The sequence below is a fragment of the Paenibacillus sp. FSL R10-2788 genome (genome assembly GCF_038003885.1).
In the GTDB taxonomy this organism is placed as follows: Bacteria; Bacillota; Bacilli; order Paenibacillales; family Paenibacillaceae; genus Paenibacillus_AQ; species Paenibacillus_AQ odorifer.
This window is the reverse complement of sequence record NZ_JBBOQA010000001.1, coordinates 5,677,086-5,700,695: the sequence shown is the minus strand read 5'-3', so window position 1 is coordinate 5,700,695 and position 23,610 is coordinate 5,677,086. Positions and strand designations below refer to the sequence as shown.

19 protein-coding genes are annotated in these 23,610 nt (G+C 45.8%); 15 read left to right on the top strand and 4 right to left on the bottom strand.

All coding sequences use genetic code 11. The annotated features are described in order from the left end of the window. The first annotated feature begins 331 nt into the window (after positions 1–331). The 5 genes from NSQ50_RS25350 (at position 332) to NSQ50_RS25330 (ending at position 7,466) form a co-directional block, all read left to right on the top strand. Entirely contained in the window at positions 332–1,984 is a 1,653-nt protein-coding gene (locus tag NSQ50_RS25350) for an extracellular solute-binding protein (RefSeq protein WP_076179392.1), read from the top strand. Between the two features lie 183 nt (positions 1,985–2,167). Beyond that, a complete protein-coding gene (locus NSQ50_RS25345; RefSeq protein WP_036679607.1) occupies positions 2,168–3,073 on the top strand; it encodes an ABC transporter permease in 906 nt (301 codons plus the stop codon). 19 nt (positions 3,074–3,092) lie between these two features. Next, positions 3,093–3,980 (top strand): carbohydrate ABC transporter permease, encoded by an 888-nt coding sequence (locus NSQ50_RS25340; RefSeq protein WP_076099478.1) that lies wholly within the window; start codon positions 3,093–3,095, stop codon positions 3,978–3,980. Between the two features lie 83 nt (positions 3,981–4,063). Further along, a complete protein-coding gene (locus tag NSQ50_RS25335) occupies positions 4,064–5,827 on the top strand; it encodes a sensor histidine kinase (RefSeq protein WP_036679602.1) in 1,764 nt (587 codons plus the stop codon). After that, on the top strand, positions 5,805–7,466 hold the full coding sequence (locus NSQ50_RS25330; RefSeq protein ID WP_076099476.1) for a response regulator transcription factor: 1,662 nt from the start codon (positions 5,805–5,807) through the stop codon (positions 7,464–7,466). Before NSQ50_RS25335 ends, NSQ50_RS25330 begins: the two co-directional genes overlap by 23 nt. Before the next feature lie 78 nt (positions 7,467–7,544). Here NSQ50_RS25330 and NSQ50_RS25325 read toward each other — a convergent pair whose 3' ends face one another. After that, complete coding sequence (locus NSQ50_RS25325; RefSeq protein ID WP_036679597.1) at positions 7,545–8,372, bottom strand: TerC family protein; 828 nt, start codon at positions 8,370–8,372, stop codon at positions 7,545–7,547. A 662-nt stretch (positions 8,373–9,034) separates the two neighbouring features. Between NSQ50_RS25325 and nifB the strand changes: the two genes are divergently transcribed. The 10 genes from nifB to NSQ50_RS25275 all read left to right on the top strand — a co-directional run bounded on the left by nifB (position 9,035) and on the right by NSQ50_RS25275 (position 19,968). Next, on the top strand, positions 9,035–10,411 hold the full coding sequence (nifB, locus tag NSQ50_RS25320; RefSeq protein ID WP_076223457.1) for a nitrogenase cofactor biosynthesis protein NifB: 1,377 nt from the start codon (positions 9,035–9,037) through the stop codon (positions 10,409–10,411). A 3-nt stretch (positions 10,412–10,414) separates the two neighbouring features. Continuing rightward, the gene (nifH, locus tag NSQ50_RS25315) at positions 10,415–11,284 is read left to right on the top strand and encodes a nitrogenase iron protein (RefSeq protein WP_235219430.1); all 870 of its coding nucleotides are present in this window, start codon (positions 10,415–10,417) and stop codon (positions 11,282–11,284) included. Between the two features lie 75 nt (positions 11,285–11,359). Continuing rightward, the gene (gene nifD, locus NSQ50_RS25310) at positions 11,360–12,823 is read left to right on the top strand and encodes a nitrogenase molybdenum-iron protein alpha chain (RefSeq protein ID WP_076179397.1); all 1,464 of its coding nucleotides are present in this window, start codon (positions 11,360–11,362) and stop codon (positions 12,821–12,823) included. Then, positions 12,820–14,361 carry a nitrogenase molybdenum-iron protein subunit beta gene (gene nifK, locus NSQ50_RS25305; protein WP_076223455.1) on the top strand — a complete coding sequence of 514 codons (1,542 nt, stop codon included), beginning with the start codon at positions 12,820–12,822 and terminating at the stop codon, positions 14,359–14,361. Before nifD ends, nifK begins: the two co-directional genes overlap by 4 nt. 77 nt (positions 14,362–14,438) lie before the next feature. Next, on the top strand, positions 14,439–15,803 hold the full coding sequence (nifE, locus tag NSQ50_RS25300) for a nitrogenase iron-molybdenum cofactor biosynthesis protein NifE (RefSeq protein ID WP_036679585.1): 1,365 nt from the start codon (positions 14,439–14,441) through the stop codon (positions 15,801–15,803). After that, positions 15,793–17,130: a nitrogenase iron-molybdenum cofactor biosynthesis protein NifN gene (gene nifN / locus NSQ50_RS25295; RefSeq protein WP_036679582.1), complete on the top strand. Its 1,338-nt coding sequence runs from the start codon at positions 15,793–15,795 to the stop codon at positions 17,128–17,130. The genes nifE and nifN overlap by 11 nt, the downstream gene beginning before the upstream one ends. Beyond that, a complete protein-coding gene (locus NSQ50_RS25290) occupies positions 17,096–17,500 on the top strand; it encodes a NifB/NifX family molybdenum-iron cluster-binding protein (RefSeq protein ID WP_036679578.1) in 405 nt (134 codons plus the stop codon). The genes nifN and NSQ50_RS25290 overlap by 35 nt, the downstream gene beginning before the upstream one ends. Beyond that, positions 17,484–18,050 carry a DUF269 domain-containing protein gene (locus NSQ50_RS25285; RefSeq protein WP_038573089.1) on the top strand — a complete coding sequence of 189 codons (567 nt, stop codon included), beginning with the start codon at positions 17,484–17,486 and terminating at the stop codon, positions 18,048–18,050. The genes NSQ50_RS25290 and NSQ50_RS25285 overlap by 17 nt, the downstream gene beginning before the upstream one ends. A 38-nt stretch (positions 18,051–18,088) precedes the next feature. Continuing rightward, complete coding sequence (locus tag NSQ50_RS25280; RefSeq protein ID WP_076223453.1) at positions 18,089–18,841, top strand: HesA/MoeB/ThiF family protein; 753 nt, start codon at positions 18,089–18,091, stop codon at positions 18,839–18,841. Then, entirely contained in the window at positions 18,838–19,968 is a 1,131-nt protein-coding gene (locus tag NSQ50_RS25275; RefSeq protein WP_076223451.1) for a homocitrate synthase/isopropylmalate synthase family protein, read from the top strand. Before NSQ50_RS25280 ends, NSQ50_RS25275 begins: the two co-directional genes overlap by 4 nt. A 92-nt stretch (positions 19,969–20,060) precedes the next feature. Here the strand turns inward: NSQ50_RS25275 and NSQ50_RS25270 are convergent, their stop codons facing one another. The 3 genes from NSQ50_RS25270 to NSQ50_RS25260 form a co-directional block, all read right to left on the bottom strand. Further along, the gene (locus NSQ50_RS25270) at positions 20,061–20,951 is read right to left on the bottom strand and encodes a carbohydrate ABC transporter permease (protein ID WP_038573086.1); all 891 of its coding nucleotides are present in this window, start codon (positions 20,949–20,951) and stop codon (positions 20,061–20,063) included. Between the two features lie 27 nt (positions 20,952–20,978). Then, the gene (locus NSQ50_RS25265; RefSeq protein WP_036679565.1) at positions 20,979–21,863 is read right to left on the bottom strand and encodes a carbohydrate ABC transporter permease; all 885 of its coding nucleotides are present in this window, start codon (positions 21,861–21,863) and stop codon (positions 20,979–20,981) included. 207 nt (positions 21,864–22,070) lie between these two features. After that, positions 22,071–23,447 (bottom strand): ABC transporter substrate-binding protein, encoded by a 1,377-nt coding sequence (locus NSQ50_RS25260; protein ID WP_036679562.1) that lies wholly within the window; start codon positions 23,445–23,447, stop codon positions 22,071–22,073. Between the last annotated feature and the right edge of the window lie 163 nt (positions 23,448–23,610).

Here is a 23,610-nt window from a genome sequence, read left to right as displayed (position 1 = left end):
CGTTGAATTTATCCTCAGGGCAATCCTCAACGCAATCCTCAGTCCATACCTCCTACACTATGTACCGACGGCTCACTATATAGGTAATCTTGATGGCTAAGATTCTTAAGGGGTAGCATAAGGATCAGCCTCTTTTTCGTGTAATTAATTACCAATACATAGACACTAACAATCTCACAGTATTATGATAATCAGAGTGACCCTAAAGCGGAGCTTTGTTAGGCGAACATGAATAGGTAAAGAAAAGATACCGAATGTAAACGGTTCACACTCGCTGTGTTAACGCTTTCTTCTTACAATTAGGATATAGAAAATAAGGGAGGTTCAATAGATGAAAAGTAAGATTAAAGGCTTGCCTTTAATGGCATCGGCCATTGTTTTATCATTAGTTTTCAGTGGTTGCTCCAGCAATAATAGTGGAAACAGTAGTAGTTCCGCAGAGGGAAACACTAGTGCGCAAACGGAAATGGAAGGCGGTCCTTTAACCAAATATGATCCGCCGATCAAACTTCGCTCCACGATGAACGAAACAGGCAAAGAGACGTTGGCGCAGGGCGATACACATTCCAATAACATCTGGACCAGAGGATACGAGGAAGAACTTGGGATTAAAGTGTCCTATGACTGGATTGTGGCTGATGCCAACTATAACGATAAAATGAACGTTACCTTGGCGAGCGGCGATTTGCCTGATTTGTTAAAGGTGTCCACGGTGCAATTCGAGCAGCTTTATGAAGCTGGCATGTTGGAGGATTTGACCGGGGTGTTTGATAAATATGCTTCGGATCTTGTCAAAGAATATTACGCTGAAGAAGACGGAGCAGGACTAAAGCCGGTTACGAAAGATGGAAAACTGATGGCGATGGTAAGCTTCCCGGGTTCGCTGGATTCCTCTGATATGATATGGATTCGAAAAGACTGGATGGACAAGCTGGGTCTGGCAGAACCAACATCCATGCAGGATATTATTAAGATTGCAGAAGACTTTACATTTAAAGATCCAGACGGAAATGGCAAACAGGACACTTACGGCATTTCGTTGAACAAGGACTTGCCAATCAATGCGTTTCTTCTCGGGTACCATGCTTACCTGGAAACTTGGATCAAAAATGCCGATGGCGAGGTTGTGAATGGTACGATTCAACCGGAGGTAAAGGCTGGACTTGCGGAGCTGCAAAGATTGTATAAAGAAGGAGTCATTGATCCAGAGTTTGGGGTAAAAGACTTTGCCAAAGCGATGGAGGATGTGAATGCTGGTAAATCCGGTATGTTATTTTTGCCGCAATGGGCACCTTTCCAAGTAAAGGACATGATTAAAAAAGATCAAAATGTTAACTGGGTGCCTTATCCAGTACAATCTATTGATGACCAACCTGCCAAAACTCAAAACCATCTTACAATTGGTGGCGTATTCGCGGTCCGTAAGGGCTACGAGCATCCGGAGGCATTGATCAAGCTGCTTAACTTCCAAGCAGAGAAAATGTTTGGGGAGTCCGCTAAAACAGAACGGGCAAAATATTTGAACGGGGACACAGGTCTGGGCTTCCAAAACGCGGTTGTATCCAACCTGCCACCGAACAAAAATGTAAAGGCACAGGATGAAGTGGAAAAAGCCCTTGAATCGGGAGATACCTCAAACATGGGCCTTGAAGCTAAATTATTCTATGATGATATTCAAAGCTACCGCGGTGGAGATCTTGATAAATGGCATATGGAACGGATCTTTGGGCCGCTTAGCTCACAATCGGTTATCAAACACTACCGCGACAATGACTTGGTGTTGATGAATGAGTTCATTTATGCCCCAACCAAAACGATGAACAGCAAAGCGGCTACCTTGGATAAACTGCGTGCAGAGACCTTTGTCAAAATCATTTACGGAAGTCTTCCTATCGATGAATTCGACAAATTCGTAGCCAACTGGAAAAAGCTCGGTGGAGATCAAATAACGAAAGAAGTAAATGATATCGTAAAAGCAAACTAGTAAAAACTACGCAGAAGAGGACTGCCCCTAGTCATGATAATGACAAACGGGCAGTTCTTTTTTTGGCTGAGCAGCTATTCGGTTCGATAACCAGGTCAACAAAAGATACTTAAAGTCAATACGCTACACTATTAAGGCAATTTGGGGCTGCTCTATAATTGAGATACAAGGAGGAGAAAGCATATGCACTTTAATACTAAGCAATTTCTACGTAATATTCCGCTCCATTTAATGATTTTACCTGCCTTAATAGTAATCATTATTTTCAGTTATATTCCGATGGCTGGCCTTGTAATTGCCTTCCAGAATTTTTCCCCGATCTCAGGGTTTAAGAATATGAACTGGACAGGGCTCGAAAACTTTCGTTATTTGTTTGAGCTTCCCGGTTTTGGTCAGGTCGTATGGAATACTGTATTTATCTCCGTCATGAAAATTATTGCTGGCCTGACCGTGCCAGTTATAGCGGCTCTATTGCTTAATGAGGTTCGTGTAAACGGCTTCAAACGTTCGATTCAGACGATTATTTATATGCCGCACTTTTTCTCATGGGTTATCTTGGGCGGGATTATCGTAGATGTACTGTCTCCGAGCAGCGGGATTGTCAACATGCTTTTAAAAGCACTAGGCATGCAGCCTATTCAATTTCTAGCGGACAATAGCTGGTTCCCATACGTACTAGTGATCACAGATCAATGGAAGGAGTTTGGATTCGGGACGATCATTTATTTGGCGGCTTTAACCAGCATTGACTCCTCCCTTTATGAAGCTGCTGTAATCGATGGTGCCGGAAGATGGAAGCAGACCTGGCATATTACGCTTCCGGGCATTCGCCCGATTATGATCCTGATGCTTACACTCAGTCTTGGCAACGTCCTGAACGGGGGATTTGACCAAGTGTTCAACCTGTACAATCCGCTAGTGTATGAATCAGGTGATATTTTGGACACGATGATTTACCGAATTGGTCTTCAGGATGCTCAATACTCTGTATCGACCGCACTAGGATTGATAAAATCGGTAGTTTCCTTCGTATTTATCGGGCTGGGTTATTATCTGGCGTATCGTTTTGCTAAATATCGGATTTTTTAGAGAGAAAGGAGTGGACTAAATGCACCATACTTCAACTGCTTATCGTTGGTTTCTCCGCTGCAATTATGTATTTCTGACTTTGCTCGCAGTGCTTTGTCTTTTTCCGATCGTGAACATTCTGGCGATCTCCTTCAGCTCCAGCGCAGCTGTTAACGCGGGTAGCGTAACCTTCTGGCCTGTGGATTTCACACTTTCTTCCTATAAATATATCCTTCAGAACAACCAGTTCATTCACTCCTTCGGAACTAGTCTGCTCCGGGTAGTGCTTGGCGTATCCGTTAACCTGTTGTTTACGATTCTAGTAGCTTATCCATTGTCTAAAGAGGCAAAGTCCTTCCGCTCACGGACCGTGTATGCCTGGGTTTTTGTGTTCACGATGCTCTTCAGTGGGGGTCTGATTCCTGGCTATTTAATTGTAAAAGAAATGGGGCTGCTGGATAGCATCTGGGCGCTTGTTATACCGGGCGCGGTGCCGATCTTTAATGTTCTGCTTATGCTCAATTTCTTCAGAGGTTTGCCAAAAGAATTGGAGGAAGCCGCATGGATGGATGGCGCAGGACACTTACGTACGTTATGGAGTGTGTATCTGCCGGTATCTATGCCAAGTATTGCGACCATTACGTTGTTCGCTTTGGTGGGGCACTGGAATGCATGGTTCGATGGTATGATTTATATGAGAAGCCCGGAACATTATCCGCTGGCCACCTATTTACAATCCATACTTCAGCAGGTATCGATCCAGACTGAAAATATTACTTTTGAACAAGCTGCGTTATTAAATCAAATCTCAGACCGTACAACGCAAGCCTCCCAGATCTTCTTGTCTATCATTCCGATCCTGGCGATTTATCCGTTCCTGCAAAGATATTTTGTGCATGGACTAGTCGTGGGTAGTGTAAAGGGGTAAACTGGACTGGACCTAAATATAAGAAGGAGCCTGAACATGGCTCCTTCTTTATTATTATTCGATAGAAGAGGGAGAAAATTCCAATGAAATCATTCTCCATCGGGTGGAACCCCGATTCCATTGTGATCAAGCTGATCGGAGCTTTCCTATTGGTCATGCTTCCACTCTGTGCGCTGAGTATATCTATTACCTACTATAGCTCCAACCAAATGCAAGCTGAAGTGGAGAGGGCGAACGAATCGAAGGTTCATTTTTACTATAGCCATCTTGAATTTGAGCTGCAACGGATAACGGGCTTAGTCACGGAGTACTCTCAGGATGAAACGCTGGCTACCTTCAGTACCCGTATTCCAATTATGAGCCGGTACGAAGTGGATTCTAATCTGAACAATATATACACCAAGCTAAAACAAATCAAAGAAACCAGTCCTTATATTAGTGATGTTGTGTATTATGTACCGGAAATTAATAAGCGGGTTAGCGCTGCGGTGGGGGTTAGGGATGTCACCAATGAGGAATGGCAAAGTCTGCTGGCCACTATGGGCAATCTGAAGGGCGCTTTATCTAAATACGAAGACGAGTTGTATTTACTGCGCAGTAATCCCTATAACCTGGATCGCAATCTTTCACCTAATTTTTTGCTGGGAGTGAAGCTTTCCTCGCCTGAGCTTGAGTTGCGTTTGAAAGAATTTGCTGTATCAGGGGGGAGCGATATTACGTTGGCCTTCGGCAATAACGATTATGTGATATCAACTTCTGACCAGAAGCCCAGGTTATTCCCAGTAGAGAAACCGCTAAATAGTGAAGATACTGTAAGTGTGCAGCGGTATCGTTATGATGACTCTTTTTATTATTCGCTCTACGATCACAGCAATAACTTTAGGCTGACCGCAAATATTCCCAACACGGTGCTCATGAAGCCGATTCATGTGTACTCATTGCTGCTGTGGCTGTTGTTCGTTGTCTCGATAGTGATCATTATCTTGTTCTCTTTATGGACGTACAGGATGATTCATCGACCGATGTCTATTCTTATCAGAGGGTTTAAGAAAGCGGAGCAGGGGCAGACGGGGATCTTTATTACTCACTCCCGCAGGGATGAGTTTGGGTATCTATATTCTCGTTTCAATGAGATGCTTAAGCATTTAAATACACTAATTGATGAGAACTACGTGCAGCGTATCCGGACAGGGGAAGCGGAGCTTAAACATTTACAATCGCAGATCACGCCTCATTTTCTCTACAACAGTCTATTTAGCATAAAACAGATGGCTGAGGTGGAAAATGTAGAGCTGATCAAGGAGTTCTCTGATTATTTAGGGCAATATTTTCGGTACATGACCCGGGATTCCGCCCAGGAGGTTACTTTGCAGCAAGAGCAGGAGCATGCTTTGGTCTATCTGGCTATACAACGGATTCGTTTTGGCGCGAGAATTAGAGCTGAAGTAGATGAGATTGCAGCGGATTGCCGGGACATCAAAGTCCCACGGGTCCTCCTGCAGCCCATTATTGAAAATGTATTCGAACATGGGCTTAAGCAAAAAAGCAGCAATGGCCTATTAAAAATGAGTTATGAAAAAGTTGAGCATACGCTGACTATTATAATAGAAGATAACGGTGACTCGCTTAGTGAGGACAAGTTAAATCTCTTGCAGCGCCAGTTCTCCGAGCAGAATGCCATTCAGGGGGAGATCACAGGTTTATTAAATGTAAATCAGAGATTGAGGATCAAATTTGGTTCTCCTTATGGCTTGCAGGCAGAGAGAAGTTGTTTGGGCGGGCTTTGTGTAAGAGTCAATTTACCGCTTAAAGGGGACGTGCAGGATGCAACGAATGATGATAGTTGATGATGAGCCTAATATTTTGGATGGGCTGTACGAATTTTTTGTAAAGGCAGATTTTAAAGATTTGGAGATCATAAAGGTTCATTCAGCGGATCATGCCATAGATTGGCTTAATACCGTAAAAATAGATATTGTGCTTAGTGACATCTGTATGCCAGGTATGGATGGGATGGCGTTAATTCAGGAAATTGTCGACCGCTGGCCGCGTTGTAAAGTAATTCTGCTGACAGGACATAATGAATTCGATTTTGCCCATCAGGCGATCCGAAATCCATGTGTAGTTGACTATTTATTGAAGACAGAGGGGATGGATAAAATTCGTGCCGCTGTGGAGCTGACTTTGGAGAAAATATCTTCAGAAGAGGATTATTTCTATAAAAGCCAATGGCTTCGCGATAAGCTCCCGCGTGCTCTGCCCCAGTTACAGCAGCAATTATTACACGATATTCTAAGACGCACTGAACGGATAGACCGGCAGAGCTTACAGGTTGAATTTGACGCCATTCAGCTCCCGTTCAAAGCGGATGGACCCGTCCTGCCTATTATTCTGCGAATGGAGGCTTGGCGAAATTATGAAACGGCTTCAGACCGGAGCTTAATTCGTTATGCGGTAGCCAATATTGCGGAGGAGCTGCTCAGCGACAAAGTTGAAGTTAAGGCTGTGGATCTGGACCCGGGGACGATAGCTTGTTTTGTTCAGCCTAAAAGTGAAAGTGTATCCTCAATCAAGGAAGAAGAGCTCTGGTTAAAAACGCTCCGTTTCGTCCATGGAACCATGGAATCCGTTCAGCAAGCCTGTGGCAAATGTCTGCAACTATCTGTGTCTATTATCGCCAGTGATCAGGAAGTGCATTGGCATGAGCTGAACTATGCCTTGAACCGTTTACGATTAGCCATTTTTGATAGCCCCGGACTTGGGATGGAAAAGCTGCTGAGGATAAATACCAAGGAAGTGAGCCCAAGTCCAGGTTCTATGCATAATCGAAATGCAACAGCAGAACTACTGCTCGACTATTTAAAACAACGGCTGCTTGAAGGTGATCTCGATTGGGGCACATCTTTTCGCAAATGGGTGGAGCTCTCGGGGGAAGGTGGGCCGGAGGATCCTTTTTTGAGATTAAGATTAATGTCTGGGATCAGTAACACCCTGCTGCAGACTTTACAAGAGTTAGGTTTAACGGAAAAAGCCCATAGCGGTATGAATTTATCACGTATGTTATATTTTAATATCAATACACACTGGTCGGACGTCATCTCTTTTTATCACACGTTTTTTGAATGGATTATCTCGAACAGAAGCGCTACCTATAAACATGATGAATCGAATATCCTGTCCATGATCCACCAATATATTAAATCCCATCTGGCCGATGATTTGTCCTTAACCCGGATTGCGCAGGAAGTCTCACTTAATCCGTCCTATCTGTCACGCTGGTATAAAAGAACGACAGGGAAGGGGATTTCTGATTATATTCTGGAGAAAAAAGTGGAGCTGAGTAAGGAGCTGCTGCTTGGAACTGCTCTAAAAATGCACGAGATCTCCGGCCAGCTCGGGTTTAGTGATCAGCACTATTTTTTTCGATTCTTCAAAAAAACCGTTGGCTGTACGCCGCAGGAATATCGAGAGCAAAAACGAGGATAAATAACAATACCCCGAAAGACGTACACCTGTTCAGAAGGTGCATCTTACGGGGTATTGTTTGTGGCTGTATTTTAACGATTATTTACCGAGTTGTTTGTCTACTTCTCTAACCGGATTCTCGCCAACATTCTCTTCAACCTTGTGGCTACTCATAAACCAGCCGATTACAGCGATGAGTACAAGCACAACGTAGAAGGTGGCTTTCCACCAGGTACTATGAGCGAAATCTTCGGACAGAACACCAAGTGAAGGGTGCGCCAATGTAATGACTGAGAGCTTAACACCCACCCAACCTACGATAAAGAAGGCTGCAATTTCAAGTCCTGGACGGGAATGCAGCAGCTTAACGAAGAAGGAAGCTGCGAAACGCATAATGACCAGACCGATAAATCCACCGGCAAAGATGACGAGGAATTGTCCGCCATCGAGGCCTCCGATTTTTGGAAGACCACTTGCAGGAAGAGCAACCGCGAGTGCAACTGCGGCTAGGATGGAATCGACCGCGAAGGCGATGTCAGCGACTTCTACCTTCAGAACAGTAAACCAAAAGCTGGATTTCTTTTTATTGACCGCACCGTCAGTGCCGCTTTCAGCAGCTTCATCTGTGACGGGCTTCTTAAACAACAGTTTTCGGAAAATATGATTACCCGCGATAAATAATAAATAAATCGCGCCGATGGCTTGTACTTGCCAGATATCGACCAGATAGGAGATGACAAATAGCGAACCGAATCGGAACACGAAGGCCCCCGCTAATCCGTAAAACAGCGCTTTTTTTCTTTCCTCATCAGGAAGGTGCTTAACCATAATTGCCAATACCAATGCGTTATCTGCGGCGAGTAGTCCCTCTAGTGCTACCAGAACAAGCAATACCCAACCGTACTCTAATAATAATCCCCAATCCATTACTGTTGTCCTCCCTTTTTGAATGCAAATATCTACCAAAAGATATCTACCCTACCATTTTAACCAAATTTATATAAAAAAGACCTTTACCAAACAGATTAGCCTTTGGAATAAAGGTCTAACCTGATTGGTAAAGGTCTCGCTAACAATGTGAATTGCCAATAAAGCCGGAGAATATCCTCATATTCTCGTATTGACGACTTTATTTAACAGCTACTCCCCTTTACGGGATATATTAAATTTTTAAGATTATTCAATGTGTTCTTGCCTAAAGAGATCATATACGAGATGAAAGTCATTGTCAATAAAAGTTGCAGAAATAAATGGATTCTATCTTTTAAGAATCATTAAAATGGCCAGAAACATGACATGATGACGGAAATCAACAGAGATTGAATAAAAATGGAAACGGAAACATGATACATTTAGGTTATATAAACTAACATTTAATATGACGAAACTGCAAACGTAAGGAAAAACAGGGCTTAAAAAGGAAAAACTCGATTGACGATGTAGGTTGATGAAAATATGATGAAACTAATCAAAGCAATCGAACATGATTTGTGTTAACTAAAATTACATCAGTTGTTCTGTTGAAGTGAGTTTTACTGCGAAGAAGTACTAGAAGTTCATGCTGCATAAAACTTTTAGGAGGTGGGGAAATGCCGCAGACGTCATCGAGGTTATCCATTGAAGCAGAGGAGGAGCTCAGCCGCCATCCCTGCTACAGCGAGGAAGCTCATCGTTTTTTTGCTAGGATGCACATCCCGGTTGCTCCCGCCTGTAACATCCAATGTAATTACTGCAACCGAAAATTCGATTGTGTGAATGAAAGCAGGCCTGGTGTAGTTAGTGAAGTGCTAACTCCAGAGCAAGCTGAAAGAAAAGTGAAAGGTGTAGCCGCACAGCTGATGCAACTGTCGGTAGTTGGGATTGCAGGTCCGGGTGATCCGCTGGCGAATCCAGAACGAACCTTTGACACGTTCGAACGAGTCAAGCGGCAGGTGCCTGATGTTACCCTTTGCCTAAGTACTAATGGATTGACCCTTTACAGGCATGTAGACGCCATACTAGCGCTAGGTATCCGTCATGTCACGATCACCATCAATGCCATTGATCCCAATGTGGGCCGTGAAATTTATCCATGGGTTGTTGACGAAGGGATCCGGTACGAAGGAGAAGAAGCAGCGGAGCTGCTGATCAGCCGCCAGCTTCAAGGTTTGGAGCTGCTGGCACAGCAAGGCGTTCTTGTTAAAGTTAATTCCGTTATGATTCCAGGGATCAATGATCATCATCTCCCTGAAGTATCGCGAACAGTTAAAGCGCTCGGGGCAACTCTGCATAATGTGACGCCTTTAATTATCGCACCGGGAAGTCAGTATGAACGGGATGGGCGCAAGGCGCCGCGTCCTAAAGAACTGCACAACCTGCAGGAAGTGCTTGGGCGCGAAGGAATGAAGGTCATGCGCCATTGTCGACAATGCCGTGCTGATGCCATTGGGCTGCTAGGTCAGGATCGTAATCAGGATTTTATATTAGAAAAGATGGATGAAAATCCAGTTATAAATGAGCAAGCTAGAGCGCTCTTTCAACGTGAACTCGATGCTAAAATCCGTCAGCGTGTCAAAGCCAAAGAGCTAAGGCAGAACTCTTTCCAGCAAGGGCAGCACACCACCAAAGTCGCTGTTGCTACACGCGGTGGGGATAAGGTCAATCAACATTTTGGCCACGCGACAGAGTTCATGGTTTATGAAACAGATGGAGTAAGCGTGAAGCTGCTAGGTGTCCGAAAGATTCAGGCCTATTGCCACGGTAAAGCGGATTGTAATGGGGATAAGAATACCACGCTACAAGAAATTATTTCTATATTACAGGACTGTCAAATATTGCTCTGCTCTGGCATTGGCGATGTCCCTCGCGCCAGCTTAAATAAAGCCGGGGTATTGCCTCTGGTGCGTAAAGGTGAAATACAGGATGTGATTCTCGAAAGTGTGAAGATCAGCTCTTATTTTGAAAATATATCGATTTCGAAGGGATGATGAATGATGAGACAAATTGCTTTTTACGGTAAGGGCGGTATCGGTAAATCCACAACTTCGCAGAACACTTTGGCGCAGCTCGCCACTAAATTTGGTCAAAAAACAATGATCGTAGGCTGTGATCCTAAAGCGGACTCCACACGGTTGATTCTGAACACCAAAGCTCAGAATTCAGTGCTCCAATTGGCAGCTGAAAGAGGAACGGTTGAGGATTTGGAGCTTGAGGATGTAGTTCAGTTGGGATATGGCGACATTCTTAATGTGGAGTGCGGTGGACCTGAACCGGGTGTGGGGTGTGCCGGCCGCGGGATTATTACAGCGATTAATTTTTTGGAGCAGCAAGGGGCTTATGAAGGATTGGATTTTGTATCCTATGACGTACTTGGTGACGTGGTATGTGGTGGATTTGCAATGCCGATCCGTGAGAATAAAGCACAGGAAATTTATATCGTATGCTCCGGGGAAATGATGGCTATGTATGCGGCCAATAACATTGCGCGCGGAATTCTAAAGTATGCCAACAGCGGTGGCGTAAGATTGGGCGGTCTGATCTGCAACAGTCGTAATACGGACCGTGAGGATGAGCTCATTATGGAGCTGGCACGCCGTTTGAATACACAAATGATCCATTTTGTCCCGCGGAATAATGTGGTTCAGCATGCAGAGCTGAGAAGAATGACCGTAGCCCAATATAATCCTCATCATCAGCAAGCTAGAGAATATGAGATTTTGGCAGAAAAGATTCTGAATAACAATATGATGACAATCCCGACCCCGATTTCTATGGAAGAGCTGGAGGATTTACTCATGGAATTTGGTGTGATTGAGGATGAAGAGACCGCGCTGAAAAAGCTGAAGGCATCTGGCCAATAATTAGGTTCGTCCGGTGAACAGGAGTGGAGAGACGGCTGTTCACCGGATCACTCTAAGGGATGAGGAGGATTCAGAATGGGGCTAAATATCGAAGATAACCAAAAGATGCTCGAAGAGATTCTTGAGGTTTACCCGGAAAAGGCACGGAAGGATCGTCAGAAGCATTTTGAAATCAATAATGAAGAGTTAATAAACTGTGGCAAATGCGCCATCAAATCGAATATGAAGTCCCGTCCGGGGGTTATGACCCAAAGAGGATGTGCTTATGCCGGTTCGAAGGGCGTGGTCTGGGGCCCGATCAAGGATATGGTGCATATCAGCCATGGTCCTGTAGGTTGTGGACAATATAGCTGGGGAACAAGACGGAATTATGCCAATGGAACACTGGGCATTGATAATTTTACGGCTATGCAGGTGACGAGTGATTTTCAGGAGACAGATATTGTATTTGGCGGTGACAAGAAGCTTGAAGTCATTTGCCGTGAAATTAAAGAAATGTTCCCACTGGCTAAAGGAATTTCGATCCAATCAGAGTGTCCTGTGGGGCTAATCGGAGACGATATTGAAGCGGTGTCCAAAAAAATGTCTATCGAGCTAGGTATCCCGATCATTCCCGTTCGTTGTGAAGGGTTCCGTGGGGTTAGCCAATCCTTGGGTCATCATATTGCTAACGATGCGATCCGTGATTTTCTGATGGGGAAGAAGGAGCTTGCGGAATGTGGTCCTTACGATATTAATATTATCGGAGATTATAACATCGGCGGGGACGCTTGGGCTTCACGCATTTTACTGGAGGAAATGGGGCTGCGTGTTATTGCGCAGTGGTCTGGGGATGGAACCATCAATGAATTGGCGATCGCGCATAAGGCGAAGCTCAATCTGATTCACTGTCATCGCTCCATGAACTATATGGTAACGACGATGGAGAAAGCATATGGGATTCCTTGGCTGGAATACAACTTTTTCGGGCCGACCAAAACAGCTGAAAGCCTTCGAGCCATCGCCGCAAGGTTTGATGAGTATATTCAGGAAAATTGCGAGAAAGTCATCGCTAAATACACGCCACAAATGGAGGCGATTATCTCTAAATTTAAACCCCGGCTGGAAGGTAAAAAGGTCATGCTGCTGGTAGGCGGATTACGTGCCCGCCATACACTGGGGGCTTATGAGGATCTGGGTATGGAGGTAGTGGGCACAGGTTATGAGTTCGCTCACAAGGATGATTACGAGAAAACATTCCCTGAACTGCCGGAAGGCACTATTATCTACGATGATCCAACCGCTTACGAGCTGGAAGAGCTTGCGCAAAGACTTGATATTGATCTGATGGGCTCGGGTGTGAAGGAGAAATATGTGTATCACAAGATGGGTATTCCTTTCCGGCAAATGCACTCTTGGGATTATAGTGGTCCTTACCATGGCTATGACGGGTTTAAGATTTTTGCTAAGGACATGGACATGACCATTAACAGCCCAGTGTGGAGCTTGATCAATTCAGGGAAAACAGGATCACTCCCTAAAAAGGAGGCGGGCGTATGAAGGACAAACTGGAGATCCCGGATTACAATACATTATTTCAAACTGAACCCTATGTGAAGCAACGTGAAGGGAAAAAAGCATTCGAGGCACCCTGCAGTGAGCAAGAGACAGCAGAAGCATTAGCCTACTCGAAGTCGTCTGAATATAAGGATAAGAATTTTGCCCGAACCTCACTGGTAGTTAATCCTCATAAAGCATGCCAGCCCCTAGGAGCCTTGATGGCTGCGCTGGGATTCGAAAAAACTCTGCCGTTTATACATGGCTCCCAAGGCTGCACTGCGTATTTTCGTAGTCATTTGAGCCGTCATTTCAAGGAGCCAACCCCCGCGGTTTCTTCCTCTATGACAGAAGATGGTGCGGTGTTCGGAGGGATGAACAATCTTATTGATGGTCTTGAAAATAGTGTGGCGCTCTATAAGCCAGAGATGATAGCTGTATCCACTACATGTATGGCTGAGGTTATAGGGGATGATCTGCAGGCTTTTATATCCAATGCCCGCCAGAAGGGTGCAATTTCGAACGAAATTCCAGTGCCCTACGCCAACACGCCAAGTTTTTCCGGATCACATATTACAGGTTACGATTCCATGTTAAAGTCCATCCTCAGTACCTTGTTCATCCGCTCTGGGATTGAAGCTACCCCTGGCAGTGGAGAGGGAACTGGAGAGAAGCTGAATGTAATTTTAGGGTTTGAGCCTTATACGGGGAATTTTGCGGAAATTCGAAAAATCCTTGCCGCGTTTGATACAGGCTACACCTTCCTTGGTGACCACAGCAGCAATTTTGATTCCCCGGCTACAGGAGAATATTCCTATTATTATGGGGGAACGAAGCTGGCAGATGTGCCGAAGGCAGCTAATGCGTTGGGAACTCTATCACTTCAGAAATATTCTGTCAAAAAAACATTGGAATACATCAGCAGCACATGGAAACAACAGACCGTTGCGATGTCGACTCCACTGGGCATTCATGCGACAGATCGGCTCATAGAGTCTATCAGTGAATTAACGGGATTGCCCATTCCGCCTGAGCTTGTGGAAGAACGTGGCCGGGTAGTGGATGCTTTGCTCGATAGCCACCCTTATCTGCATGGCAAACGAGTGGCTTTAGTTGGCGATCCGGATTTGCTGATCGGCCTGATTGAATTCTGTCTGGAAGTCGGTATAGAGCCTATTCATATTGTGTGCTCCAATGGGGAAAACGGATTTAAAGAAGAAGCGAAAGCTCTGCTTGCTGCCAGTCCCTACGGAGCAGAAACAACGGTTCATATCGGAAATGATTTGTGGCATATGCGCTCGCTGCTGATTGATGATCCTGTGGATCTGGCCATTGGAAGCTCTCATCTTAAATTTGCTGCCAAAGATGCCGACGTTCCTTTGATCCGTGTAGGCTTCCCTGTCTTTGATCGCCATCATCTGCATCGTTATCCGATTATCGGTTATCAAGGTGCCTTGAACTTGTTAACTACTATAGTAAATACAATCCTGCAGGGGTTGGATGAGGATTCATCTGGCTTCAACCACGATCTTGTTCGTTAGTCCAATATTTATCGTAGTGACACTGAATAATTGAGCATTTTAAGAGTAAGGAGTATTCAGTTACGGGAGGTGGTACGATGGAGTCCATCAGAAACGATGTATTCGACGCGCAAGCTTGCGGGAGCTTAACTCCGAAATCGAAGCCATGTCCACGCCCCAAGCCGGGCGAAGCGGCTGGGGGCTGCTCCTTCGACGGAGCCCAAATCACGCTGCTGCCGATTATGGATGCTGCGCATCTCGTCCATGGGCCGGCTGCTTGTGCCGGGAATAGCTGGGAAAGTAGAGGGGCTTTGTCAAGCGGGCCATCACTTTCACAATACGGATTTACTACAGATCTCAACGATAACGACATTATTTTTGGCGGAGAAAAGAAACTTAAAGATAGCATTGACTATATTGCCGGGCGCTTTATGCCTCCGGCAATATTTGTATATGCGACCTGTGTGACAGCATTGATTGGCGAGGATTTGGATGCGGTATGCAAGGAAGCGGCAGGCAGATTGGGGCTTCCTGTGATCCCCGTGAACAGTCCCGGATTCGTAGGCAGTAAGAATCTTGGAAATCGGCTGGCTGGTGAAGCGCTGCTACAATATGTCATTGGCACAGGTGAACCAGAGATTGAGATTCCTTTAGGTGTGAATTTGATTGGAGAGTACAATATCGCGGGTGAAATGTGGGATATCGAGAAATTAATGAAGAGTGTTGGAATTACGCTAATGTCCAGAATTACAGGGGATGCAAGATATAAGGAAATTACATGGGCACATCATGCAAAAGTGAATATGGTTGTGTGCAGCCGTGCATTGTTAGGTCTGGCAAAAGAAATGGAGGCAAGATACCACATTCCCTATTTCGAAGGCTCCTTCTATGGGGCCAAAGAGACAACTTATTCCTTACGTCAAATGGCTTATTTGCTGAATGACCGTGAGATGGAGCGGCGTGTGGATCGGTTGACGGAACGAGAGGAAAACAGACTGATTCAGGAGCTGCGGCCCTACCGCAAGCTGCTTAAAGGAAAGAAAGCAGTTCTCTATACGGGTGGAGTAAAAAGCTGGTCGATTATTTCCGCACTGAAGGAGTTAGGCGTTCAGGTGGTAGGTGTAGGCACGAACAAAAGCACGGAAGATGATGTACGGCGTATAGCGGATCGTGTTGGTGATGACACCGAATATATTCCGGAGGGCGGGGCAAGCCGAATTATCAAAACCGTCCGGGATCGTAAGGCAGATATTATGATTGCTGGCGGACGGAATATGTATGTGGCAATGAAAGAGCAGATTCCGTTTATCGATATTAATCAAGAAAGACACAAGGCCTATGCTGGTTACGAAGGTTTACTAAGGCTGGCTAAGGAGCTGACGTATTCTCTTGCTAATCCAATCTGGAAGCTGGCTGCCAGTGCCGCTCCCTGGGATAAGGGGGAACCTTCCTATGACCGTTAACAAAAGGAGTAAACCGACTTCGGTTAATCCAATGAAAATAGGCCAATCCCTTGGTTCCGTACTGGCATTTCAGGGTTGCTACAAGGCATTACCTATTGTGCATGGTGCGCAAGGTTGTTCCGCATTTCCGAAGGCGCTGCTTACCCGGCATTTTCGTGAGCCTATAGCCGTACAGACCTCTGCTTTGCAGGAGATGGATGTAATCTTTGATGCGAATCGTAATTTAGAGGAAGCTCTAAATACCATACTCAGTAAACACCGACCAGACATTATAGGCATTATTGGGACTGAGCTGACGGATGTGGCAGGAGTGGATTATCAATCCATGCTCAAGACCTATAAAAGGGAGCGGAACATGCGGGGTGGGCTTGCTTTTTCCGTCACCTTACCAGACTTTCGTGGTTCATTGGAATCGGGGTTCAGCTCTACCGTGGAGGCGATGCTTGATGAGATGATCCAGCAGGTAGGCCATCGGGGTTCAAGGAGTGTAAATACACGTCAGATTACCCTCTTGCCGGGATCGTTTCTGACGCCGGGTGATGTGATGGAGCTGAAAGAAATGATATCCTCCTTCGGTTTTGAGGTAATCGCTGTACCTGATATTTCGACCTCTTTGTCTGGGCATCTGCTGACAGGATTTTCACCGCTGACAAGAGGTGGGGTGCCTCTGGATTCGATGCTGCAAAGCTTGCATTCGGGTCTAACCATTGCCATCGGCGGAAGTATGGAGCGTCCAGCTAGAAGACTGCATAATGCGCTGGGAACTCCCTACAAAGTATTCGAGAGTGCGATGGGGCTTAAAGCAACGGATGATATTTTGCAATTCCTGCATCAAATTAGCGGGGAGCCGGTACAGCTTCGTTATTGCTGGCAACGGGAGAATTTATTGGATAGCATGCTGGATGCTCATTTTCAATTTGCGGGGATGTCTGCACTTGTCGCGCTGGAGCCAGATCATTTGTATACCGTATCTTCTTGGCTCGAAGAGCTGGGGGTGGAGCAAAAGGCCCTGGTCACCTCCTATGAAACTCCTTTGGTGGTTGAGATGGAACGAGAGGTATGGGTCGGTGATCTGGATGATGTTGAGCTTTTGGGCAAAGGTGCAGATTTATGGATCGGTAACTCACATGGGATAAATGGAGCGGCGCGGTTAGATGCTGCTTTTATGGCGGCTGGATTTCCCGTTTGGAATGAGCTTGGTGCTTATATGGCCACCTCTGTAGGGTATCGGGGAGCGATGGAGTGGTCGAATAAAGCGGCGAATCTGTTAATGCGAAGGGAGGAGGAACATCGTGAAAGTAGCATTCGCTACAGAGGATGGAATTAGAGTGAATGCCCATTTTGGGCAGAGTCCGATGTTCGCAATTTATAAAGTTACCAAAGGTGGCGGGGAGCTTATAGGTCTTCGTAAACTGCCAACGATTCTCAATCAGGATGAAGCAGGCAAAATAGAGAGTCGTCTGGAGGTGGTAGAGGATTGCACGCTAATATTCATCATGCAGATTGGAGCCTCAGCAGCGGCAAGAGTCACACGTCGTAAAATTATGCCGGTAAAGGTTCCACCAGGCAGTCCTATTGATGAGCAAGTGAAGCGGATTGTTGAAATGCTACAGGGCAAACCACCGATGTGGCTAGCCAAGGTATTACATGCTGAAAATGAAGCGGAAGGGGCGAGTGTAGATGGATCCCATAGCTAATGAGAGTGCTGCATTAATGGGCCGGGTTGCTCCGGAAGCGGCAGTATTAAAACGCCGTTGTCGAACCACGGAGAAAAAGCTGGATAAAGATATAGCAGAGATGCTCATACGCCGGTTGTGTCAATTGCTTGATACAGAAGACTTTTTTGGAAGGCATGCTTCTCTTTCACCACAGAAGAAGATCGAACGATTGTTTCTCGCTTCCCCTGAAGACAAGAACAAATCTGATTTTAACTGCGCGGTTTCTCCAAAGGTCCGTTTGCAGGTTCCTCTCTTGTTTCAGGCGGTGGCGGGCGTGATCGAGGAGAAAAGTGGGGTTCTGGTTCAAAGCTCTTCTGAAATAAATGGGGAAGGATTTGGGCGTGCTCTTTTATATAGTGATCGGATTATTCTTGTGTTAAAAAGCTTGAGAGCAGGTTTTCCGTTTCCTTTTACCTCGGAGGATAAAGTAATTCGCTACGGCGTTGCTTGTGTAGAAGAAGGGCTGGCCTTTATGGATAAATTTAATGAAATGACAGCTCTCTATGGAACGGATGGTCTGGAGGGTTAGATTCCAATGATGCAGCTCAGCCACAGGGAGGGAGCAAAATGGAGCAGCTTGTAGGCGGCACCGAACTGGAACGATACGCACGCCAATTGAAGCTGCTTGGAGAAGGCGGGCAGAAAGCGCTAAAAGAAGCTACAGTGATGATTGCTGGAATTGGTGGGCTTGGAGGCACTGCCGCACTTTATTTAGCTGCTGCCGGAATCGGCAAGCTGATCTTGGCGCATGAAGGAAACATTGTGCCTCCAGATTTAAATCGACAGATTTTGATGGACAGTGATCATTTGGGTATGGAAAGGATGAGCACAGCAATTCAGCAGCTAAAACGTCTGAATCCAAATGTTGAAATTGAAGGATATAATTCGAAGATTGAATACAATATGGCAAAACCTTGGGTAGAGCAAGCTAATATAGTGATTGATGCACGGTATGATTTTCCGGAAAGATATACGTTGAACCGCCTATGTGTAGAAACCGGCACGCCAATGATAGAGGCGGCGATGTATGGATTTGAGATTTCACTAACAACGGTTATACCTGGTGAAACCCCTTGCTTAGAGTGTCTTTATCCGGATGTTAATCCAGAATGGGAACCGTTTGGCTTTCCAGTATTGGGAGCAACCTCCGGAATTGCGGGTTGTCTGGCTGCGTTGGAAGCCGTAAAATGGGTTACAAGGGTAGGGACGACTTATGCGGGCGTAATGCATCGCTTCAATTCACTCGACTTCGCCTGTTACAGCGTCCATATTACCCGTAATCCGAATTGCACTTGCTGCGGAGAGGAAGGTAAACCGTGAAAAGTCTCAGGCTATGTGACACGACACTTAGGGATGGTGAACAAGCGGCTGGAGTTTCATTCACGAGGGAAGAAAAGCTGGAAATCGCAAGGTTGCTGTCGGAATGCGGAGTGGAGCAAGCAGAGGTAGGAATTCCTGCCATGGGCAAGCAAGAGCAAGAAGATATTGCGGCTATCGCTGATTTAGGTCTTCCTATGAAGATGATGACCTGGAATCGGGCCTTGGAAAGTGATATCGACAAAGCATGGGCGACGGGTGTGAACTGGAGTCATGTATCGATCCCTGTCTCGGAAATTCAATTACAAGGTAAGCTAGGTTTAACACCTGCCAAAGGTCTGACAAGATTACTGCATGCGACGGAATATGGTCAACGGCTAGGAATGACTGTGTCGGTGGGGATGGAGGACTCTTCAAGGGCAAGTATGGAGTACTTGGTTGAACTGGTAAATACATTATATAAAGAAGGCATTCGTTGGTTCCGTTATGCAGATACGGTATCTGCTCATCATCCGGGTCAAATGGCAGAGCGGGTAAGCACATTACTTAGTGCTGTTCCTGCAGATGTAGAGCTTGAGGTACACTGCCACAATGATTTTGGTCTTGCGGCAGCAAACACACTTAGCGGTATTGCCGCGGGTGCGGTCTGGGCAAGCACTACGGTGGCAGGGATTGGTGAACGCACCGGGAATGCAGCAATGGAAGAAGTAGTGATGGCTTGGCGTTATCTTTATGGCGGGGAGAACAGCGTGCGTCCAGAGTGTCTGAAGGGGGTGGCGGATAGGGTGATCGCAGCCTCGGGCCGAAGTGTCGGCGATGCCAAACCAATCGTCGGATCACTCGCCTTCACACATGAATCTGGGATACATGTTGACGGTTTGTTGAAAGAAACAGCCACCTACCAGACCTTTGATCCCACTGAGGTGGGGAGAGCACATCATTTTGTGTTAGGTAAACATTCCGGAAGTGGTGGAATCATGCATGTTCTGAACGCACATGGTTTAGAGGTTAGTGCGGGAACCGCGGGACGTTTGCTGGAACGGGTGAGAGATTATGCCGAAGTTAATAAAGTGAATGTGCCAGAACTCCTCTTGGTTGAATGGCTGAGGGAGGATTGGCAACGACCGTAAGAGATATCAGTAAGAATGAATAAAGGCTGACAAGACGGGTACGAAACCTGTCTTGTCAGCTTTTTTATGTTGTTATGATTAAGTTTATTGTGTTAGCCCTTAACCGCCCCGGCGGTAATTCCCTTGGTCATCTGTTCTGTGAAGAGCAGGTAGATCAGGATGGTTGGGATAGCGATGATCGTCATAACCGCGAACTGTGCACCATAGTTGGATGAATACTCACCAGTGAATTTCATAATGGAGAAGGGAATCGTCTTAAGATCTTCCGAGGTGAGGAAGGTGTTCGCCATAATGAATTCATTCCAAGTGCTGATGAAATTGAGTACACAGATGGTTGCCAGCGCCGGTTTGGTGATGGGCAGGATGATACGGAAGATTAACCCGTAAATGCCACTGCCATCAATAACGGCGGACTCTTCAATAGCCCGTGGGATGGTCTCCAGGAACCCGGTCATAATCAGGACACTCATGGGGATGACAATGGCTGAGTAAGGCAAAATCAATGTGTACATATTGTTCAGCATCCCAAGCTTGTTAAACAGAATGAAGTTTGGCAGCAATGTGGCGTGAATGGGAATGATCATGCCTAACATGATTAGAGAGAGGACGATGCCACTTAGCTTCCATTTCATCCGGGTAAACGCATATCCCATCATCAGGGACACCAGCGCAGAGAGCATAACAGTAATCACTGTAATGATAAGACTGTTGGCAAAATAACGTGGCACACGCCCGTAGGTAAAAGCGTTTCGATAGTTCTCCCACTGGGGTGGAGAGGGCCATTTCAGAAATGAGCTTCCAAAGAACTCACCGCTCTTGAGCAGGGAATAATCGATCAACCAAATAAGCGGAAATAACTGAATCAACGCCATGATACACAGGAACACCATCATTAGGATTTTGCCCGTTGTAGGCTTTCTGCGTTCTTGTTTGTGAAGGTTTAGCTTAGGGGGTGAAGCGGCAGGCGATAAGGAATTATTCATAGGATTTCCTCCGGTTACAGGGTTTCTTTAAAATTCTCCGATATCTTTCTTTAAAATCTTGTTGAGGATAACGGTTAGGATCAGGCAGAACACAATAAACAGAATCGAAATGGCATTACCATAACCGTATAGCGATGATGAGAAGGCAGTTTTGTACAGATAGTTCCCTAGGAACTGTGTGCTATTTGCAGGGCCACCGTTGGTCATTAAGAATACGGTTTCCATTTGCTTAAGGCAGGTGGTGACGGCAATGATGATGGCAACCCGCATCATCGGCGAAAGCAGCGGAATGATGATACGCGTGTAGAGGGTGAAGTTGTTGGCGCCGTCGATTCTTGCGGCTTCGCTTAAATCTTCCGGAATGCCTTGCAGACCTGAATAATACAGCAGCAGTGCATACCCAAAGCCTTGCCACATAACAACAATGATGATGCACCAGATGGCCGTCTTTGGATCACCGAGCCAATCATGCGTAAGTGCATCCAATCCAACTCCGCTTAGCAGCTTGTTGAGCAGTCCGTAGTTTGGATGGAAAATTCCGGTCCACAGCTTGGCTGTAACGACGACGGAAATTACAGCGGGGATAAAAAAGATCGTCCGGAATATTTTTTCGTATTTGCCGGAATTGGTTAGGAATATCCCCATGAGAATGGCAAAGGGATGTTGTAAAAATACAGTGGCGGCGGTCAGGAGCAGGGCATTGACTAGCGATCTCCAGAACACTTTGTCATGAAATAGAATTTCACGGTAGTTATCAAAGCCGATGAAATTGTATTTGCCGATTCCGCCCCAATCCGTAGAACCGTAATAAGCGCTCATGAAGATAGGGATGCAGATCATAAAAGCAAATAGGAACAGTCCAGGTGCGATGAGTAAGAATATCGCTTTTTTGTCGCTTAACACTCTGTGCATGGAAATCTCCGTCCTTTTAAAGAGTAATCTATCTATTACCATCGTAACGGGAAGCCAGGCACCGGAACATGCCGTAAATTTCAGATCGGTGTATACATTTTTTCGAAAACAAAACCCCGGCCTCTGGGGGAAGCCGGGGTTTGCGCACTGCCATCTATTAGGTTACTTCAGGAGCGCTAAGGTTCATGTTTTTTGTAGTTCTCTGGTTTATTTACCAGCGAATTTATCGGATGCAGCATCCAGTGCTTTGGCGAATTCCTCAGGGGTAATTGCATCAGAAAGCAGGCTTTGATGCGCCTCCATTACCTTTTGCTTGAACTCATCGTCACCCACATCCTGCAGTGGAGTACCGCTGGAAGAGGTCATGGAGCTGAATACTTCAATCAATTCTTTTTGCAGCTGGGTTTCGTTACCCGTTAGGAATTGATCGAATTGCTGCGCAGGTGTACCCGCGCCGGCTTGCCATAGCATTTTAGACCAATGCTCTGGAGCGAAGAAATATTTCAAGAAATCAACAGCGGCTTCAGCATGTTTGGAATTTTTGCTGACTGCATATCCACCACCATACCAAGCGGCATCATCGGTTGCTTTACCTTTATCTGAAGCTGGGAAAGCGAAAGCACCTACGTTATTGCGGAATTCTTCAGAGAAGTTCTCGTCTGTTGCCAGACCCGACTCCCAAGCGCCCATAAAGAACATGGCAGCTTGCCCTTGTCCGAACAAGTTGCGTGCAGCACCGTAATCGGCAGTCAGCCAGCCATCGGCAAAACCTTTAGCATCGGCAAATTGCTGCATTTCAGTTGCGGCTGCAACGAGACTAGGATCTGTAAAGGATATTTTACGCGCAACAGCTTCATCCATTGTATTGAAATCGCCAGTCTGACGTTGGGCTACAAATTCATACCAGATAGGCAGTGTCCAAGCGTCCATACCATTCATAGCGATCGGGTTAATTTTCTTGGCACGAAGTGTTTTGACGGCGGCAAGCAAATCATCTGTGGTTTTTGGAACCTCGATGCCGTTGTCAGCGAATATTTTTTTGTTATAGTACATGACCATGTAGTCGGCACCACGCGGCAAGCCGTAAAGTTTACCATCTTTACTGAAGCCGTCCATGGATCCGGACACAAACTGATTACCTTCGAAGTCAGCGCTGTTCAGTTCAAGCAGCAGATCGTTATCCAGCAGGGGACTCAGGAAGGAGGGCTGACCCCAGGCTTGAATGATATCAGGCAGCTGATTGCTGGAGGCATACACTTTGATTTTTGATTTGTAAGGCTCATCTTGAAGCGCTTCCACTTCAATCTTGACGTTAGGGTTCTCTTTCATGTAAGCATCGATAATGTCTTGCTCTACCTTACCTGAACCATTTGCCCGATCCGCGAGCGCGGTGAAGAACTTCAGTGTGATTTTTTCGGCGGGTGTGTTTTCCCCTGCACTTGCTGTTGCTTCGGCAGTAGCTTCGGCCTTGTCATTTGTAGGTGCATTGGTAGCTTTCGCATTGTTATTTCCGCCACCGCAGCCTGCGAGCAGAGCTGGTAGCATTAGACTCATAAGTGCTAGCTTTATTCCTTTACCTTTCATCAAAAACCCACCTTTTTTATGAGATATATTTCCACGAGAACGGCTGTCATCAAACGAGGACGACAATGTCGTTTCTTCTTGCATCCCCATCTTAAGAGTTTATGACCGATAGAAACATGGTCCATATTTAAGAACTATGTAGGCATTTTTCAGTGATTGTAAA